We start from the raw sequence: 18,480 nt of genomic DNA on the forward strand, positions 1-18,480 counted from the left end.
GGACGTCGCGCAGGACGGAGCCGCGGTCCCGAGCACCCGGCCTTTCGAGTTTCCGCCGTCCGGTTCCCGCGGTGATCATGACGCCGACGGAGACGATGGTGCGGCAGCGAAGGGGGGCACGTCGACCGCCGCCGCTTCCGCGCGATGCCGGGTCCAAGACCGGCGTCCGTCGATTCATCCGGCCTGCGCCTTGTTTGGACCGCGATTGAAGCGCATATTAGTGTCGTCGAGATACGGTGCCCATCGACAGCGGGGCCTGCCCGTCGCGACCTTCTTTACGACCGTGACCGTATTCCGCTGAGCGGGCCCGGCAACCTGCCGCCTTTCGACCCAGGATCGTCCGTCTTTCGACTGCGGCTTGCCGCGGCCGGCAGTCGTCGCGGTCTGGCTCGGGCGGAGCGATGGCGATGAGCCCTCGCGGGACCGGACACATGACCACGCGCACCACCCGATCCACCGTCCGTTTTTCATCCCCCGTGCAACTGCCCGGCCTGGACGGGCCGCTGCCTGCCGGAGACTACCTCGTCGACCACGACGAAGAGACGATCGACGACCTGTCCCGGATCGCGTGGCGCCGAACCGGCGCCTTCATCCACCTTCCCGCGATCGGATCCGGGTCGCTGACCCGGCAGATGCTGCCCATTGCCCCTGCGGACCTGGAAGCCGCGATCGAAAAGGACCGAACATGACCGTCTCCCCCCTGAAGGTCGGCACACGCGAGGCGCCGACGGCGCGCCGCGAAGCTGCCACCCATCGCTTCGCCGTCGGACAGGCCGTCCGGTTCAAGGGAGGATATGGCCTCAAGGCCGATTCGACCGAGATCTACCACGTCACCCGCACGCTGCCGCCGCAGGGAAACTCGCCGCAATATCGCATCCGCAACGACGAGGAGCGGCATGAGCGGGTGACGTCGCAGGAAGATTTGGAAAGCATCCCGTCGTCGCCGGACCAGGAATCGCTCATCGAGCGGACCTTCGGGCGCGGGTGAGGATGCCCTCGTGGAGCCCGACCGGCCGTCTTCGTCGAGGAGAATGAGCCCATGAGCCTCGAATTTCCGAACCGGAGCCGCAGCTTCGACGACGCGCGCAGGGCCGTGCGCTTCAGCGGCTATGACGGCATGTTCGAGGTGCGCTTCTTCGTGGAGGCGGATGCGCTGTCGCTGCGGAACGTTTCGCCGGCCGGCGACGTTGATCTTGAAGACACATGCCTTGCCGCCTTCGACGCGCAGCGTCCATCCATCCAGGACGTCGCCCGTTCGATCTGCGCCAGCACCCGACGGGTCAGCTACACGCTCACGTCCGCCGATCTTCGATAGGACACGCCGCTTGTACATTCGCTATGGCTACGAGATCACCGTGACGTGCCCGCAACCGACGGCGCTCGTGTGCCTGCTGTCGCTGCATGACGATCGGGCCGCCGACATCCGCGTTCCCGAATCCACGTTCACCATGCCGGACGTGCCCACGAGCACCTATCGCGATCTGTTCGGCAACCGCTGCCTCAGGCTCGTGGCCCCCGTTGGCGACCTGACGATCTGGGGAGACGCCACGATCGAGGACACCGGCCTGCCGGACCCGATCCTTCCGTCGGCGCGCGAGCACCCGGTGCCGGACCTGCCCGACGATTGCCTCGTGTTCCTGATGGGCAGCCGCTATTGCGAGACCGACCGGCTCAGCCAGACCGCGTGGGACCTTTTCGGCAACGTCACCTCCGGCTGGACCCGCGTTCAGGCGATCTGCGACTTCGTGCACGGCCACATCCGCTTCGACTACATGCAGGCACGCTCGACGAGAACCGCTTTCGAGGCGTATCACGAGCGCGTGGGCGTCTGCCGCGACTTCGCCCATCTCGCGGTGGCATTCTGCCGCTGCCTCAACATCCCCGCCCGCTACGTCAACGGGCATCTCGGCGACATCGGCGTTCCGGTGGTGGATCCCATGGACTTCAGTGCCTGGATCGAGGTTTTCCTGGAAGGCGAATGGCACGCTTTCGATCCCCGCAACAACATCCCGCGCATTGGCCGGATCGTCGTGGCGCGCGGCCGCGATGCCGCGGACATCCCGCTGATCAACTCCTTCGGGCCCCATGTCCTGAAGGGCTTCCGGGTCTGGACCTATGAGGTGGACGCGCCTGGCGGGGTGCAGGCGACGGCCTGAGGGCGGACGTCGTCGAACGCGCGCCTCTCACCGGAAGTCGAAAGCGCTGAGCCCCGTCACCATCTCGTCGAGCCCCAGCGGGCGCGTCACCGGCGGCTCGGCACGGGCGAGGCAGCCGGAGCGCTCGCACAGGCGGCAGGCCGGCCCGACGGGCGTGGCCGGCACGCTGCCCCTGGCCATGCCCGGCGCCCCGCCGGGGAGCGCTGCCGAATAGACGATCTCGTCGCGGAACCCGATGTCGCAGCCGATCAGGAGCGCGGTGCGGCGCGGCCGCTCCGAGAACGCGCCCTGCGGCCCCTCCAGCGTGCGGGCAATGGTGAGGAACTCGGCACCGTCCGGCATTTCGACCGCTTCGACCAGGATCTGGCCGGGCTGCATGAAGGCGGCATGGACCGGCAGCTTGGGGCAGCCGCCGCCGAACCGGCTGTGCGGGAACCCCTGCGCCCCGGCCTTCCGGAACCGGTTGCCGGCATTGTCGACCTCCAGCATGAAGAAGGGCACGCCGGACGCCCCCTGCCGCTGCAGCGTCGTCAGGCGGTTGGCCGCATGTTCGAAGGAGACGCCGAAGCGCGACTTGAGCACGTCGACGTCGTAGCGCGCCCGCAGGGCCGCCGTCTGGAAGGCGGCATAGGGCATCATCAGCGCATGGGCGGCATAGCGGCCGAGTTCGAAGCGGGCGAGACGGCGGGCTTCGTCGGACGACAGTTTCAGCGACTGGATCTCGCCCGCCACCGCCACCGTCATGCGGATCAGGCAGGCCTCCATCGCGATCTCGCGCAGCTGGTCGAAGGGCGACAGCCGCTCGGAGAGGAACAGGCGCTGCGAATGGCGGTCGTAGCGGCGGCGCCAGTTGGGCATGGTGGCGACCGGCAGCACGCGCACGACGATGCCGTATTCGCGCTTCAGCCACGCCTTCAGCGCGCCGGAAAGGTCCTCGCCGGGATCGAGCAGCGCGTGGAAGGCTTCCACCTCCTCCTCGATGGTGGCGAAGTGGTTCGCGCGCCGCTCGAAGACCTCGTGCACCTCGTCGATCGGCAGCCGCGCCGAGGACAGCGCGGTCGCGCGCCCCTCGCGCGCCAGCATGTCGGTCAGATCCGACAGGCGCCCGGCCTGTTCGCGATAGGCGCGGAAGAGCTTGACGATCGCGGCGGCGGCATTGGGCGCCGACTCGGCCAGTTCGAGCATCTCCTGATCGCCCGGAAGCTCCCCGGCGAGCAGCGGATCGGCGAAGACCTCCTTCAGCGCGGCGATCGAGCCGCCCGCCTCGCCCTGCAGATCCTCGGGATCGACCTTGTAGACGGCGGACAGCTTGAGGATGAGCTGCACCGTGAGCGGTCGCTGGTTGCGCTCGATCAGGTTGAGATAGGACGGCGAGATGCCGAGCCCCTCGGCCATCGCCGTCTGGGTGAGCCCCCTGGCGTTGCGGATGCGCCGGATGCGCGGTCCCGCGAAGATCTTCTGCTCGGCCAACCGCTTGCCTCGTCTTTACAAGATTGACAGATTTACAGGAGCCCCCTGTCAATCGCAAGACAGCTTCACCCGAATTTTCTGAACGAAAAGCGGTATTTCCTCGTTCTCTTCGGCAGCGCAATGTAAATCCGGTCGCATCGACGACGGCACAGACAGCGCCGCCAGATTTACAACTTCGGCTTCGGAGACGGCCATGACCGACTTTTACAACCTCGTTCCCACGGCACCGGAAGGCCGCTTCGACGGCATCGAACGGCCCTATTCCCCGGCGGACGTGAAACGGCTTCGCGGTTCGGTGCAGATCAGGCATTCGCTGGCCGAGATGGGCGCCAACCGCCTGTGGAAGCTGATCCACGAGGAGGATTTCGTCAACGCGCTCGGCGCGCTGTCGGGCAACCAGGCCATGCAGATGGTGCGCGCCGGCCTGAAGGCGATCTACCTGTCGGGCTGGCAGGTCGCCGCCGACGCCAACACGGCCTCCGCCATGTATCCGGACCAGTCGCTCTATCCGGCCAACGCCGCCCCCGAACTCGCCAAGCGCATCAACAAGACGCTGCAGCGCGCCGACCAGATCGAGACGTCGGAGGGCAAGGGCCTTTCGGTCGACACCTGGTTCGCGCCGATCGTCGCCGACGCCGAGGCCGGCTTCGGCGGGCCGCTGAACGCTTTCGAGATCATGAAGGCCTTCATCGAGGCGGGCGCGGCCGGCGTCCACTACGAGGACCAGCTTGCCTCGGAAAAGAAGTGCGGCCATCTCGGCGGCAAGGTGCTGATCCCGACCGCCGCCCACATCCGCAACCTGACGGCCGCGCGCCTCGCCGCCGACGTGATGGGCACGCCGACGCTGGTCATCGCCCGCACCGACGCGGAAGCCGCCAAGCTGCTGACGTCCGACATCGACGAGCGCGACCAGCCCTTCGTCGACTATGATGCAGGCCGCACGGTCGAAGGCTTCTACAACGTCAAGAACGGCCTCGAGCCCTGCATCTCCCGAGCGGTGGCCTATGCGCCCTACTGCGACCTGATCTGGTGCGAGACCTCCAAGCCCGACCTCGATCAGGCCCGGCGCTTCGCCGAAGGCGTGCACAAGCACCACCCCGGAAAGCTTCTGGCCTACAACTGCTCGCCCTCGTTCAACTGGAAGAAGCACCTCGACGACGCCACCATCGCCAAGTTCCAGCGCGAGCTCGGCGCCATGGGCTACAAGTTCCAGTTCATCACGCTGGCCGGCTTCCACCAGCTGAACTACGGCATGTTCGAACTCGCACGCGGCTACAAGGATCGCCAGATGGCGGCCTATTCCGAGTTGCAGGAGGCCGAGTTCGCGGCAGAGGTGAACGGCTACACCGCCACCAAGCATCAGCGCGAGGTCGGTACCGGCTATTTCGACGCCGTGTCGCTGGCCATCACCGCCGGCCAGTCGTCGACGACCGCCATGAAGGAATCGACCGAGCACGACCAGTTCCGCCCGGCGGCCGAATAGGCCGCGCGCACCCGTCATCGAGGAAACGCCCGCAGGGCAGAAGAAGGACAGGAGGACGAAATGGCTCCCAACACGCGCGTCAAGGAACGGGCCGAGGAACAGGCCTCGGCGATGAACGCGGACCAGCAGGCGATGATCCGCATGGTCGCCAACGACCTGCACCGCCTCAACCAGTCGGTCATGAAGGCCGTCGAATCAGGCGTGTCGGTGGAACTGGTCCGCTCGGCCCGCCATCACGGCGGCAACGGGAACTGGGGCGATCTGCTGATCCCGGTGATCGTCACCCAGGGCCACGGCTGATCTTCAGGATCAGGGGTTGCATCCGAAGGGGCCGGACGCCATGGCGTTCGGCCCCTTTCTCGTTTCTTTCCGGGCATATACGGAAAAATACGCCGCCGCTCGTGCAGTCCCGGCAAGTGCGACCGCAAGTCGCGCCAACGAAAAGTTGTATAAGTTTGCCGATCCGGAGCCTGTACCGAACCTGAACTAAACTCTATAAATCAGGATAAGGCCGCATCTACTGCCCGCAGCTTGACGAGAACGCATGTGTTGATGGATATCGTTGACCCCAGATTTCGAGGACGCGCGGATCTCTTCACCTGCGTTTTCGACTTGCGTTTTGCGGGAAATGCCGCATAGAAGAACAGTAGAAACTTCAACCTGCCGTTGCTACCGCCCGTTAAATCGGGCGATCCAAAGAATATGTCCTACCATACCGATCGTCACGGAGCCTTCACGGATGTCGAAAACAAGCGGAGTCAATCGCTCGCTCGTCCTCGTCGTCGGCGAATCGACGATCAATTGCGTCGTCGTCTCGAGAGTGGTCGAGCGGATGGGCCTGAAGGTGAAATCTGAACGTCCGAACGTTGCCGCCGTGACGCTGCTGTCCATGGAACCGGCGATCGTTATTCTCGACGGAGGGGCGCAGAATCGCGATTGCGATGTCTTGCTCGACGACCTGCGCCAGCAGCGCGATGCATCGGCCGGGCTGTTCCCTGCCGTCATCCTGCTGTCGACGGCCAATCACGGCACGCAGGACATGCCGATCGCGCCCGTGGTCGACATGGTGGTCGCGAAGCCCCTCACCGTCGACCGGCTCCAGCCGGCGATCGAGAGCCTGCGTGCCCGCAACGGTGATTTCGCGCGGCCGGTGGCCTGAGCCCTTCCCAGACGCGGGGCCGAATGGCTATAGTCCGGCATTGCTCTTCAAGAACTGGTGATTGATGCCTCCCGAGAAGAAGGACGTCCGGAACGCAGGCCGCGGGGCCCGCGCACGCGCCCCTGCATTCGTCAAGAACCTGCGCGGCATCAAGAACTGGAAGGAAACCTCCACCTGGCTCGAATGGCGCCAGATCGAGGATATCGAGTGCATCACGCCCGACCAGGCCGGCGTGGCCCGCGGCAAGATGATGCCGTCGAAGAAGTTCACCTCGAACACCTCGCTCGCCCTCCCCTCCGCGGTCTTCATGACCACCATTTCCGGCGGTTATCCGGAGGACGGCAACGGATTCTCCTATCCCGAAGACGACGGCGACCTGAAGCTCGTCCCCGACCTCTCGACACTGTCGGTGGTGCCGTGGGAAACCGATCCGACGGCGCAGGTCATCTGCGATCTCGTCCACCAGGACGGCCGCTCCGTGGAGTTCACGCCGCGCAATCTGCTGCGTCGCGTGGTGGCCGCCTATGCGCGCCGCGGCCTGAAGCCGGTGGTGGCGCCGGAGATCGAGTTCTACCTCGTGCGCAAGAATCCCGATCCCGACTATCCGCTGACGCCGCCCGTGGGGCGTTCGGGGCGGCCCATCGGCGGCGGCCAGGGCTATTCGATCGCGGGCGTCAACGAGTTCGACGAACTGATCGACGACATCTATCATTTCTCGGAGGCACAGGGGCTGGAGATCGACACGCTGATCCACGAGGAAGGCGCCGGCCAGCTGGAGATCAACCTGCGGCATGGGGATCCGATCGAACTGGCGGATCAGGTCTTTCTCTTCAAGCGGACGATCCGCGAGGCGGCGCTGAAGCACGACACCTACGCCACGTTCATGGCCAAGCCGATCCAGGGCCAGCCCGGGTCCGCCATGCACATCCACCAGTCGATCCTCGACAAGAAGACGGGGAGGAACATCTTCTCGGCAGAGGACGGGTCGGAATCGGAGGCCTTCCTCCATTTCATCGGCGGCATGCAGAAGCACATGCCGAACGCGCTCGTCATGATGGCGCCCTACGTCAATTCCTATCGACGGCTGACGCAGGCTGCCTCGGCGCCCGTCAACACCAAATGGGGCTACGACAACCGCACGACGGCCTTCCGGATCCCGCGTTCCGACCCTGCCGCCCGCCGCGTCGAAAACCGCATTCCGTCCTCCGACGCCAATCCCTACCTGGCGCTCGCCGGCTCGCTGGCCTGCGGGCTGATCGGCCTGATCAACCAGATCAAGCCGGACGCGCCCATCGGCACCACCGCCAACGAGGACGAGATCGACCTGCCGCGCGGGCTGCTCGAAGCGGTGGAGCGGTTCGAGAGCGACACGACCCTGCGCGACATGCTGGGCAACGGCTTCGTCTCCACCTATGCCGCCATCAAGAAGGCCGAGTTCGAGACCTTCATGGAGGTGATCAGTCCCTGGGAGCGGGAGTATCTGCTGCTGAACGTGTGAGCAGGCCTTTCGCCGGTCAAGTCGCTTCGGGTTGACGCGAAGCACGAAGGAAACCTCGCAAGCTCCAGCATCGATTCCGGAATAACCACGCCGCGCCCGCCGGCCCGTCCGTCACGGCATGGGCCGGCCGAGCCAGTTGGTGGGGCGCTTGCCGAGGATGGCCCGGAGCAGCCTGGGATCGTCCCAGGGCACGTCGTGATAGGCCGACATGAGAGCGGGACTTGCGCTGTCCCGCTTCCATTCCTGAGGAAAGAATGCAACCTCGACGGTCCTGCCCGCGGCAGGCGGCGTCCATTCCGCACCGGCGAGGGCCTCCTTCAGCGCCCGCGCCGGATCGCTCCCCACCAAAGGCGCCAGATGGAGGATCTGCGTCGGGCGGGGGTTGCACTCGACGAGCTTTGCCGCCCCGTTCTCCGCGATGACGAAATCGAAGGAGATGAAGCCGCTCGCCCCCATGCGCGCGATCATGCGCGCGGTCGCCGCTTCGATCATCGGATCCCTGCAGACCGTCGTCACGCTGGCCGGCCCCATCCGTCCGGAGGTCGTGCTCACCCGGCCGGAGACGACGGACAGGGTGCGACCGTCGAGCGCGCTGGCGCAGCTCATCGCCGGACTGCCGGCGACATACTCCTGGACGAGGATGGAATGTCCCTCTCCGAACCAGTCGCGCCGCAGCAGCTTGCGGCGCAGCGACTTCGATTGCGTGTAGCGTGAGGTGAATTCCGCCCAGGTCGTCCGCAGCGCCGCAGGATCGCGGCAAAGCACGACCCCCGCGCCTCCCGCGCCGTGCGAGATCTTCAGCACCACCGGATATCCGAACGCCTCTGCGGCGGCTTCGCAGGCTTCGAGGCTGTCCACCACCGTGTCGCGCGGGCAATCGACTCCCGCCTCCCGTGCCATCTGCAGGGTCTCGATCTTCGAGTATCGCCGGGAGAAGGTCTCGAGCGAGCCGAGCGATCGCCGCAGGCACTGCATCAGGTCGACCGACAGCGCCGGTGCCTCGTCGCCCAGCCAGCTTCCGACCACGGAGACGGCGCGCTCGTCGCAGGGCACGACGATATCCGGACGGAAGGAACGGAAGGCCCGCTCGACGCTCGCCCGGATCAACGGCTCGAAGCGTCGCGCCATCAGCCTGAAGCGCTCGTCGGCATGCGAGGACGCCAGGATCAGGCTGCGGGGAAGCCCCAGCACGCCGACGTGAAAGCCCGCCGCCTTCAGGTACTTCGGCAACCGGCAACTGCCGGGGTGGCTGGTCTGGATCGTGAAGAGCAGGATGCGGGGCTGCCGTTCGACGGATGGCGCGTCGCTCAAGCTGTCATCTCCGGTCATGTCCTTCGGGCCGGCCCGCCCGCGAGCAGCCAGTCGATCACCGCGTCCGCGACCTCCGCCGGCCTGCCTTCGTGGACGAAATGGAACGTCGCGATCCCGGGCGCGGAGTTGACGTCCATGATCCAGTGGTTGCCTGCCGCGGCCGGCGTCCTGCAATCCGCCACCATCACGTCGAGGGCGGTGATGGCGAGCCCCGGGAACGCGTCGACCGCTCGCTTCGCCTCTCCGGCGTAGCTCGGATGAACATCGGGCGGCTCGCCGATGCTGCGCCCGCCCTTGGAGATGTTGGACACGAGGCTGAGAGGGACGTAGCGGCCGGCGTCCGGTATCGAGGACAGGTCGAGCCCCTGCCGCGCCAGCACTTCGGGCTCCCGCAGCGGCACCTCGATCATCCCCCATGACGGCACGTTCTTCGACGCGATCCAGGCGTTCTCCGCCGCGATCAGTTCCGCGACGGTGCTGCGGCCGTCGCCGGTCACCGCGCCGGGCCTGACGATGCGCGTTCCGACCAGCCGCCCGGCGACGAAGATGAAGCGGACGACGTCGCCCGACAGGTGGGTTTCGACGAAGACGTCGTCGCCCGACGCCGCGATCACGTCGAACGCGCGACCGAAACCGGCGCGGTCGCGAATCGCCGGGAAGACGTTGAGCCCGGCCCAGCCGTGGACCGGCTTCAGGCAGACCTCGGTACCCGATGCTTCGAAATGGGCGATTGCGGCGTCGCGTTCGGATGGCCGGAACGAACGTGAAGATGCGACGGAACATCCCGCCATGCGCAGGATTTCAGCCGACGCCGCCTTGTCGGACGTGACGTGCACCGTCTTTCCATTGACGTGCCGCCAGCGGCCGAACGGCACGCTTTCCCGATAGACGATCGCTGCGCGGCGCACCATGTAGAAGCGCCTGCCGATGCGCATCTCCAGCCATGGCGTCTTCGGCTCCTTCCATCGTCTGCGGAAGGGGACCATCCGGGTCCGGATGCCGCGTTCGGCGGCGACGAACGCGAGACAGCCGCAGTTCGGGTCCTGCGCCCAGGCGAGGCGATGCTCCAGCGGCATTCTCGAAGCAAGGCTGTTCAAGGGGCTCCTCGGAGGGACGGCGGGCTGGCTGCGGCTGGCGGAAACCGGCGCAAGCTATTGCGCCAGCCCGGCGCTTTTTCCAATCCCTTTTTTCGCCGGTCGATGGCCGCGACCGTCGGGCAGCACCCGCGCCGACGCCGACCGGCCTGTGCTGTGGACAGGGATCGGCACGGCCGCTATCGATGAGCCACCATGACCTATGCCTCCCCGATCTCCCCCGGCTATTCCTGGTACGAGGCCACCGTCGGCGCCCGCCCGCGCTATCCGGCACTGGACGGTGACCGGCGCGCCGACGTGGTGGTGGTCGGCGGGGGCTTCACCGGACTGTCCGCGGCCGCGCATCTGGCCAAGGCAGGCGTCGACGTCGTTCTCATCGAGGCATGCCGATTCGGCGACGGCGCCTCGGGCCGCAACGGCGGGCAGCTCGGCACCGGCCAGCGGGCCGGCGCGGAGGAGATGGAGGCCGAACTGGGCTTCACCCGCGCCAAGGCCCTGTTCGACGTGGCCGAGGAGGCCAAGGCTCACCTGCTGGAGTTCGCCGAGGTCAATGGCATCGACATCGACTTCCGGCCGGGCCACCTGAACGTCACCCACAAGCCCCGCGAACTCGCCGACTACCGCGTCCATGCCGAGGCGATGGCCGGACGATTCGGCTATCCGCACCTGACCATGATGGACGCGGCGGAAACCCGCGCGCGCCTCGGATCGGACCACTATGTCGGCGGCGTGCGCGACGCCGGCACCGGGCATATCCACCCGCTCAAGCTCACCGTCGGCACCGCGCGCGTGGCGGCGGCCGCGGGTGCGCAACTCTTCGAGGAGACGCCGTCGACCGGGATCGCCGCGAAGGGCGGCAAGGTCGTCGTCTCGACCGCGCGCGGCACGATCACCGCCGACAGATGCCTGCTCGCCACCAATGCCTACGGCAACGACATCGAGCCGAAGAGTGCGGCCCACATCATGCCGATCGGCTCCTTCATCGGCGCCACCGTGCCGCTCGGCGCCGACAGCCCGATCCTGCCCGGCGGCGAATCCGTCTCGGATTCGCGCTTCGTCGTGCGCTATTTCCGCCGGGCGCCGACAGGCGAGCTTTTGTTCGGCGGCCGCGAGATCTATGCGGTCGACGACCCGAAGGACATCCACAAGGGCATCCGCCGCCAGATCGCCGAGATCTATCCGGTGCTGAAGGACGTCGAGATCACCCATGCCTGGGGCGGCTATGTCGGCATCACCCTGCCGCGGACCCCCTTCGTGCGCGAGGTGATGCCGGGGGTGATTTCCGCCGGCGGCTATTCCGGCCACGGCGTCATGCTGTCGAACTTCGTCGGCAAGCTCTATGCCGAGACGATCGCCGGCAACCGCGACCGGCTGAAGCTGTTCGAGGATCTGAAGATCCCCCCCTTCCCCGGCGGCCGCCGCTTCCGCGCCCCGCTGCTGTTCCTGGCGCTGAACTGGTACGCGCTCAGGGACCGGTTCTGATCCGCAACGCGTCCTTGATCCGGATCAAGGCTGCGCGCACGCGCGCAATTCATGCTGTCCCCTGCGCCGCTCCGGCCGGCGCTGCGAGGGGGAGACATCATGACGAACGGGCCGCAGGAGGCGCCGCCAGCGCGGCAGACGACGGCGCCGGCCATGCCCAGGGTGCACGCGCTGAGAGCGGGCGACCTGCGCGACTGCCTGATGCTCGGCCTGTCCGACTTCGCCCGAGCGCCGCTCTACGGGCTGTTCTTCGGCGGCGTGTTCGCCGCGGCGGGCATGGCCATCGTGCTGGGGCTGACGGCGTGGGACATGCCGTGGATGATCTACCCCTTCGCCATCGGCTTTCCGCTGCTCGGCCCTTTCGCTGCCGCCGGTCTCTATGAGGTCAGCCGCAGGCTCGAAATCGGCCGGCCGCTCGACCGGGCGCAGATCCTGTCCGTGGTCTGGGCGCAGCGGCGGCGGGAAATCTCCTGGATGGCCTTCGTGATGCTCTTCGTGTTCTGGATGTGGATGTACCAGGTGCGGCTGCTGATCGCCCTGTTCCTGGGACGGATGTCGTTCGCCACGCTGGAGAAGTTCGCGACGATCGTCTTCACGACGCAGCAAGGCTGGATCTTCCTGGCGGTCGGCCACGTCGTCGGTGCGGCGCTGTCGCTGATCCTGTTCTCGATCACGGTCGTCTCGATCCCGCTCCTGATGGAGCGCGAGATCGATTTCGTGACCGCCATGATCACCAGCGTCAAGGCCGTGCTGGCCAGCCCGGGGCCCATGCTCGGCTGGGGCATCTTCGTCACGCTCGCGATGCTGGTCGCCTGCGCACCGTTCTTTCTCGGCCTGCTGATCGTCCTGCCGGTGCTGGGGCATGCGACGTGGCACATCTACCGACGAGCGGTACCGGTTTCAAACTAGCGGCGATCAGGCCGTGTCCCATTCGACCGGCAGGTTGAGAACACCGCGGAAGGCCCAGCCGCCGATCCGCACCGGTTCGTCGTCCCGCAGGCGAAGCCCCGGCAGGCGGGCAAAGAGCGTCGGCAGCGCCACCTCCGCGACCATGGCGCGCGAGGCCCAGGCGCCGGCGCAGAAATGCGGGCCGGCGCCGAAGGCGATCGACTTCGAGGTATCGCGGCCGACGTCGAACCGATCCGGCTGCGAAAAATGCGCCTCGTCGCGGTTCGCCGAGCCGAACATGAAGAACACCCGGTCGTCCGGCTCGAAGCGCACCCCGCCATAATCGTGCGCAGCCGCCACCCGGCGCGGCGACATGCCGATCGGCGCCATCCAGCGGCAATACTCGTCGAAGACCTGCATCCAGCCGGCTGCACCGCCGTCCACCTTGCGCCGCTCTTGGGGATGAGACAGCAGCGCCCAGACCGCACCGGCGATCGCATCGCGGGGCTCGTTCTGGCCGCCGCTGATGGCCAGCTTCACATTGGCCCGCACGCTGTCCATCGCCATGCCGCTCGACAGCAGCACCGACAGCAGGCTGTAGTCGGGCCTGCGCGTCAGGATCGGCGCCATCTCGTCGATGGCCGCGTCGATGCCGGCGGTCGCGGCGTGACAGCGCGCCGCCGTGCCCGGATCGCCGGCATAATTGGCGATGCCGTCGATCATCGCCTGCGACCAGGCGTCCATGTCCTCGAAGCGCATGCAGGCGAGGCCAGTGATGGATTTCAGGCATTCGGCCGAAAAGCGCAGGGCGAAGTCCCTGACGAGGTCGGCCGCGCCGCGCGGCGCGAGATCGTCGAGGACCGCGTCCGCATGCGCCTGGAACCGCTCGCGCCAGACGTCGCGCACCGTCTTCGGCGACACCGTCGGGAAGATCGCCTTGCGCTCGGCCATGTGCGCGTCGCCGTCCTTGCGCATCATGTTCTGCCCCATCAGCCGGTTCATCAGCCCGCCCGGCTGGTGCGACGAGAAGACCGCGACGTTCTTCTCGCAGACGAAGATGTCGTCGCGCCGCGTCATCAGCGTCGCGCCGAATTGCGGCACGAAGGCGATCGGTGCCTCCGCGCGCAGGTGCCGGAGCGCCGGATAGGGATCCCGCGCGAAGGCTTCGGGATCGATCGGGACATGCGGTGCATCGGACAAGTGGCGTTCCTCCCGCCGCCATGTTGCCGAGCGCGGAACGTCGTGCAAGCGCCAGGTCAGCCGGGCGTGAGCGGCCAGAAGTAGAGGATCGCTGGCACCGAGACCGCCAGGATCAGGATCTCGAGCGGCAGGCCCATGCGCCAGTAGTCGCCGAACCGGTAGGCCCCCGGCCCCATGATGATGGTGTTGTTCTGGTGGCCGATCGGGGTCAGGAAGGCGCAGGACGATGCCACTGCCACCCCCATCAGAAACGGATCCGGCGAAACCTGAAGCGCGTTGGCGACTTCGATCGAGATCGGCGCGGCGATCAGCGCGGTCGCGACGTTGTTCAGGAAGTCGGAGAGCGTCATGGTCACGACGATGATGATCGTCAGGATCGCCCAGGCCGGAAGAGCCGACGACTGCGCCACGATCAGGTCGGCGATGAGCTTGGTGCCGCCGCTCTCCTCGAGCGCGATGCCGACCGGGATCAGCGAGGCGAGGAGCACGATCACCGGCCATTCGACGGACTCGTAGACCTCGCGCGGCGACAGGATGCCGAGCAGGCCATAGGCGCAGACCGCCACGGCGAGCGCGATCGGCAAGGTGGTGAGGCCCGCCACCGTCACCGCGATCGCCGCGGCGAAGAAGCCGATCGCTGCCAGCGCCTTCTCCCGCTTGATCACGTCGAGACGGCGGTTCTCCAGCGGCAGGACGCCCAGCCACTCCATGACCTGGGCGACGCGCGCATGCGGCCCGAGCAGCAGCACGACGTCGCCGGGCTGCACGGCGAGCTGGCGCACCCGTGCGCGGAACCGCTTCCCCTGCCGCGACAGGCCGAACAGGGTGACGCCGCGCCGATACTGCAGCCTCAGGCTGTCGGCCGTGCGGCCGACCATGCGCGACCCGTCCGGCACGATGGCCTCGACCAGGGTCAGCGACTGCCCGGTGACGCCGCCATGCGTGTCCTCGGCATAGGGATCGAGCCCCGCCGCGCCGACGAAGCCTTCGATCGCCTTCGTGGCGCCTTCGAGAACGAGGAGGTCGCCCTCCCCCACGGTATGGGACATGGCGAAGCCGGGCAGGCGCTGGCCGTCGCGGACGAGCCCGAGCACGGTCACGTCGTGCTCGTCGCCGATCGTGTAGAGTTCCGCGACCGTCCTGCCGATGGACTTCGAACTGCCGGAGACCTTCGCCTCCACGACGAAGCGGTCGGCGGCCGCCTCTTTCGGCTCGGCGCCGGCCGGGCGCGCGATCAGCCGCCAGCCGACCGTCGCAACGAACAGGATGCCCGCGACGGCGCAGAGGAGCCCGACCGGCGTGAAGTCGAACATCCGGAAGGGCTCGCCCGTCGCGCGCTCGCGGATCTGCGCGACGACGATGTTGGGGGGCGTGCCGATCATGGTGATCATGCCGCCGAGGATGGTGGCGAAGGACAGCGGCATCAGGGTCAGTCCGACGGCACGCTTTTCCTTGCGCGCGGCCTCGATGTCGAGGTTCATCAGCATGACCAGCGCGGCGACGTTGTTGATGACGGCCGACAGCGCTGCGCCCATGACCGCCATGACGCCGACATGGACGCTGACCGAGCGCCCGGCAGACAGGGCGATGCCCGCGACGAGTTCGATGGCTCCGGAATTGATGAGCGCGCGCGAGACGATGAGCACGAGCGCGACGATGACCACCGCGTCGTTGCCGAAACCGACGAAAGCCTCGGCGGGCTCGACGGCACCCCCGAGCACCGCTACGATCAGGCCGCCGAAGGCGACCAGATCGTAGCGGACGCGCCCCCAGACGAGCAGCACCAGGAGCACGCCGAGCAGTCCGAAGATGAAGATCTGCTCGCCGGTCATGTGCATCGCCCCCGAATTCGCCGCGCCTCAACGCCGGGACATGCAAGTCGTTCCCGGCGGTTGCGGCGGTTCGTTCAGATGCAGCGTCCGCCGTCGACTTCGAGCGCGACACCGGTGATGAAGGCGGCCTCGTCGGAGGCGAGCCAGAGCGCGGCATTGGCGACGTCGAGCGGCGTCGACAGCCGGCCGAGGGGGATGGAGGCGCGAAACTGCGCCCGCTTCTCCGGCGTGTCCTCGCCCATGAAGGTGGCGAGCATCGGCGTGTCGCCTGCCACCGGGCAGAGGCAGTTGACGCGGATGTTCTTCGGCGCGAGTTCGACCGCCATCGACTTCGTGGCGGTGATCGTCCAGCCCTTCGAGGCGTTGTACCAGGTGAGGCCGGGACGAGGACGCAGGCCCGCGGTCGAGGCCGTCGTGATGATCGAGCCGCCGCCCTGCCGCTCCATGATCGGCACCACCAGCCGGGCCGTGTGGTAGATCGCCTTCATGTTGACCGCGGTGATCAGATCGAAGATCGTCTCGTCCACCTCCGTCAGCGGCCCGTTGCGGTGCGAATAGCCGGCATTGTTGACCATCACGTCGAGCCGGCCGAATTTCTCCATGCAGGCCGCGACCATTCTTTCGATGTCGGCCGCCATGGTCACGTCGGCCGTCACCGGCAGCGCCGCCTCCCCGATCTCGCCCGCAACGCGCTCCGCGCCCTTCGAGTTCAGGTCAGCGACGACGACCTTCGCTCCCTCCTCCGCAAATCGTCTTGCCATGCCTTCGCCGAAGCCCGACGCGGCGCCGGTGATGACGGCGACCTTGTTCTCGAGACGCAAGATCGTACTTCTCCCATCCGTGTTGTTGCCGCTTCGACGATCCGGGGGCCGGCTGTCAAAGGTCATCAGGCTTCAGGCCTGTCTGCCGGCCGATGCGCGCAAGCATCTTCGGTCCGATCTCTTCGCGGTCATGAAAGGCGAAGACGACGTTGGGCCAACCCTCCCGCGCGAGCACGCGGTGCGATCCGCTTTGCCGCTTGACGGTCCAGCCGATGTCGGCAAGCGCGGCCAGCACGCGCCGAGCCTGCGTGGCTGGCCACGGGCTCATGCCGCGACGACGAAGAAGGCACCGACCTCCGGTACGTCCTCACCGTGCTCGATCCGATCGGCCAGGGTGCGTAAGGCCAGAGCCTCGACTTTACCACGTGCTTCCTCGCGGGTAGCTCCGTAGGCAAGCACCCCGGGCAAGCTTCCGATCTCGGCGATCCAGCGTCCGTCGTCCTCGCGTTCCAGTTCGATACGCAGCATCTGACCGCTCCATCCATCTGCCCGGCGAACGTTCCGGGGTCAGCATAAACGCGAATCACCCGTGATTGAAGACGATCGTCTTGGTGGCGCTCATGTCGTAGAGCGCCTCGAAGCCCTTCTCGCGGCCGTGGCCCGACTTCTTGAAGCCGCCGAAGGGCAGTTCGATACCGCCGCCGGCGCCGTAGCCGTTGACGAAGACCTGGCCGGCGCGCACGCGCTTGGCGACGCGGTGCTGGCGTCCGCCGTCGCGGGTCCACACCCCGGCGACCAGACCGAAATCGGTGCCGTTGGCGATGCGGATCGCGTCCGCCTCGTCGTCGAACGGGGTGACGGCGAGCACCGGCCCGAACACCTCTTCCTGCGCGATCGCCTTGCCGGGGTCGACCGAACCGAACAGGGCCGGGGCGAAGTAGTACCCGCCGGCGGGCGCATCGGCGGCGACCGAGCCGCGGGCGAGCACCTCGATGCCGGCCTCCTCGGCGGCGGCGACCATGCCCGCCACGCGCTCCTGCTGCTTGCGGTTGATCAGCGGGCCGAGATCCAGATCGGCGTCGTGCGGACCGGCGACGAGCCTGGAAAAGCGCTCGGCGAGCCCCGCGGCGACGGTCTCGTAGATCGCGCGCTGGACGAGGATGCGGCTGCCGGCCGAGCAGGTCTGGCCGCCGTTCTGGATGATGGCGTTGACGAGCACCGGCATCGCGGCGCCGAGGTCGGCGTCGGAAAAGACGATCTGCGGCGACTTGCCGCCGAGTTCCATGGTGACGCCGCGGTTGTTGACGGCGGCGGCCTGCTGGATGGCCGTGCCCGTCAGCGTCGAGCCGGTGAAGGTGACGTAGTCGACCAGCGGATGCGCCGAGAGCGCAGCACCCGCGTCGCGGCCGTAGCCGGTGATGACGTTGAACACCCCCTCCGGCACGCCTGCCTCGTGCGCCAGTTCGGCGATGCGGATGGTGGTGAGCGAGGCGTCCTCCGCGGGCTTGACCACCAGCGTGTTGCCCATGGCCAGCGCCGCGCCCGCCACCCGGGCGAGGATCTGCATCGGATAGTTCCACGGGATGATGCCGGCGACCACGCCGTGCGGCTCGCGCAGCGTCAGCGCCGTGTAGCCGGGCAGGAACGGGATGGTGTCGCCATGGATCTTGTCCCCCGCCCCGCCGTAGAACTCGTAATAGCGCATCGTGGCGACGACGTCGGCCCGGCCCTGCCGGATCGGCTTGCCGGTGTCGCGCGATTCGAGCGCGGCGAGTTCGTCGCCATGCTTCTCGATCAGGAGCCCGAGTCGGGTGAGGCAGCGCCCGCGCTCGACGGCCGGCATGCGGCTCCACGGCCCCTCCTCGAAGGCGCGGGCGGCGGAGCGGACCGCACGGTCCACGTCCTCCGCGGCGCTTTCGGGGATCGAGGCGAAGACCTTGCCGTCGGACGGCGAGGCGACGTCGATGCGCCGGCCGGACGCCGAATCGACCGGGCGGCCGCCGATGAAGTTCATGAAGGCCAGGCCTTCCGCCACCGTGCGCGAGATATGCGTGCCCATCCTGCCTGCTCCGTTTGCGCTTCCAAACCGCCCCGACTTATGCTGCAGTGCAGCAGGGGCGCGTCGACGAGACATGGTGAAAGCCCC

The 18,480-nt window shown here is 67.5% G+C and carries 19 protein-coding genes; 10 read left to right on the forward strand and 9 right to left on the reverse strand.

Annotation, left to right across the window (positions count from 1 at the left end):
• Positions 1-431 precede the first annotated feature (431 nt).
• From IAI54_RS11180 to IAI54_RS11195, 4 genes are read left to right on the forward strand one after another with little or no spacing between them, the layout of a single operon-like run.
• A complete protein-coding gene (locus tag IAI54_RS11180; protein WP_187972411.1) occupies positions 432-689 on the forward strand; it encodes a hypothetical protein in 258 nt (85 codons plus the stop codon).
• On the forward strand, positions 686-988 hold the full coding sequence (locus IAI54_RS11185; RefSeq protein WP_187972412.1) for a hypothetical protein: 303 nt from the start codon (positions 686-688) through the stop codon (positions 986-988). The genes IAI54_RS11180 and IAI54_RS11185 overlap by 4 nt, the downstream gene beginning before the upstream one ends.
• Before the next feature lie 51 nt (positions 989-1,039).
• The gene (locus tag IAI54_RS11190) at positions 1,040-1,315 is read left to right on the forward strand and encodes a DUF1488 family protein (RefSeq protein ID WP_187972413.1); all 276 of its coding nucleotides are present in this window, start codon (positions 1,040-1,042) and stop codon (positions 1,313-1,315) included.
• A 10-nt stretch (positions 1,316-1,325) separates the two neighbouring features.
• Positions 1,326-2,156, forward strand: coding sequence for a transglutaminase-like domain-containing protein (locus tag IAI54_RS11195; RefSeq protein WP_187972414.1), 831 nt, complete (start codon positions 1,326-1,328; stop codon positions 2,154-2,156).
• 27 nt (positions 2,157-2,183) lie between these two features.
• Here the strand turns inward: IAI54_RS11195 and IAI54_RS11200 are convergent, their stop codons facing one another.
• Entirely contained in the window at positions 2,184-3,626 is a 1,443-nt protein-coding gene (locus IAI54_RS11200) for a helix-turn-helix domain-containing protein (protein WP_187972415.1), read from the reverse strand.
• A gap of 193 nt (positions 3,627-3,819) precedes the next feature.
• On the opposite strand from IAI54_RS11200, the gene aceA reads away from it, so the two are divergent.
• From aceA to IAI54_RS11225, 4 genes are all read left to right on the forward strand, one after another.
• Entirely contained in the window at positions 3,820-5,109 is a 1,290-nt protein-coding gene (gene aceA, locus IAI54_RS11210; protein WP_187972417.1) for an isocitrate lyase, read from the forward strand.
• A 60-nt stretch (positions 5,110-5,169) separates the two neighbouring features.
• On the forward strand, positions 5,170-5,409 hold the full coding sequence (locus IAI54_RS11215; protein WP_187972418.1) for an SMc00767 family acetate metabolism repressor: 240 nt from the start codon (positions 5,170-5,172) through the stop codon (positions 5,407-5,409).
• Positions 5,410-5,941: 532 nt separating this feature from the next.
• Positions 5,942-6,268 (forward strand): response regulator, encoded by a 327-nt coding sequence (locus IAI54_RS11220; RefSeq protein ID WP_235679327.1) that lies wholly within the window; start codon positions 5,942-5,944, stop codon positions 6,266-6,268.
• Positions 6,269-6,332: 64 nt separating this feature from the next.
• Complete coding sequence (locus tag IAI54_RS11225) at positions 6,333-7,766, forward strand: glutamine synthetase family protein (protein ID WP_187973117.1); 1,434 nt, start codon at positions 6,333-6,335, stop codon at positions 7,764-7,766.
• A gap of 111 nt (positions 7,767-7,877) precedes the next feature.
• Here the strand turns inward: IAI54_RS11225 and IAI54_RS11230 are convergent, their stop codons facing one another.
• On the reverse strand, positions 7,878-9,077 hold the full coding sequence (locus IAI54_RS11230; protein WP_187972420.1) for an ATP-grasp domain-containing protein: 1,200 nt from the start codon (positions 9,075-9,077) through the stop codon (positions 7,878-7,880).
• A 14-nt stretch (positions 9,078-9,091) separates the two neighbouring features.
• A complete protein-coding gene (locus IAI54_RS11235; RefSeq protein ID WP_187972421.1) occupies positions 9,092-10,174 on the reverse strand; it encodes a hypothetical protein in 1,083 nt (360 codons plus the stop codon).
• A gap of 192 nt (positions 10,175-10,366) precedes the next feature.
• On the opposite strand from IAI54_RS11235, the gene IAI54_RS11240 reads away from it, so the two are divergent.
• Both IAI54_RS11240 and IAI54_RS11245 read left to right on the forward strand, forming a co-directional pair.
• Positions 10,367-11,653, forward strand: a complete 1,287-nt coding sequence (locus tag IAI54_RS11240) for an NAD(P)/FAD-dependent oxidoreductase (RefSeq protein WP_187972422.1) — start codon at positions 10,367-10,369, stop codon at positions 11,651-11,653.
• Between the two features lie 99 nt (positions 11,654-11,752).
• On the forward strand, positions 11,753-12,562 hold the full coding sequence (locus IAI54_RS11245) for a DUF2189 domain-containing protein (RefSeq protein ID WP_420838276.1): 810 nt from the start codon (positions 11,753-11,755) through the stop codon (positions 12,560-12,562).
• Positions 12,563-12,568: 6 nt separating this feature from the next.
• On the opposite strand, the gene IAI54_RS11250 is transcribed toward IAI54_RS11245, so the two are convergent.
• From IAI54_RS11250 to IAI54_RS11275, 6 genes are all read right to left on the reverse strand, one after another.
• The gene (locus tag IAI54_RS11250) at positions 12,569-13,741 is read right to left on the reverse strand and encodes a cytochrome P450 (protein WP_187972423.1); all 1,173 of its coding nucleotides are present in this window, start codon (positions 13,739-13,741) and stop codon (positions 12,569-12,571) included.
• Positions 13,742-13,797: 56 nt separating this feature from the next.
• Complete coding sequence (locus IAI54_RS11255) at positions 13,798-15,573, reverse strand: SLC13 family permease (protein WP_187972424.1); 1,776 nt, start codon at positions 15,571-15,573, stop codon at positions 13,798-13,800.
• Between the two features lie 74 nt (positions 15,574-15,647).
• The gene (locus IAI54_RS11260; protein ID WP_235679328.1) at positions 15,648-16,394 is read right to left on the reverse strand and encodes an SDR family oxidoreductase; all 747 of its coding nucleotides are present in this window, start codon (positions 16,392-16,394) and stop codon (positions 15,648-15,650) included.
• 55 nt (positions 16,395-16,449) lie between these two features.
• Positions 16,450-16,629 carry a type II toxin-antitoxin system HicA family toxin gene (locus tag IAI54_RS11265; protein WP_210321234.1) on the reverse strand — a complete coding sequence of 60 codons (180 nt, stop codon included), beginning with the start codon at positions 16,627-16,629 and terminating at the stop codon, positions 16,450-16,452.
• A gap of 29 nt (positions 16,630-16,658) precedes the next feature.
• The gene (locus tag IAI54_RS11270) at positions 16,659-16,862 is read right to left on the reverse strand and encodes a type II toxin-antitoxin system HicB family antitoxin (protein WP_187972427.1); all 204 of its coding nucleotides are present in this window, start codon (positions 16,860-16,862) and stop codon (positions 16,659-16,661) included.
• A gap of 55 nt (positions 16,863-16,917) precedes the next feature.
• Positions 16,918-18,393 (reverse strand): aldehyde dehydrogenase family protein, encoded by a 1,476-nt coding sequence (locus tag IAI54_RS11275; RefSeq protein ID WP_187972428.1) that lies wholly within the window; start codon positions 18,391-18,393, stop codon positions 16,918-16,920.
• Positions 18,394-18,480 lie beyond the last annotated feature (87 nt).

It is taken from the genome of Aquibium microcysteis (assembly GCF_014495845.1).
Classification (GTDB): domain Bacteria; phylum Pseudomonadota; class Alphaproteobacteria; order Rhizobiales; family Rhizobiaceae; genus Aquibium; species Aquibium microcysteis.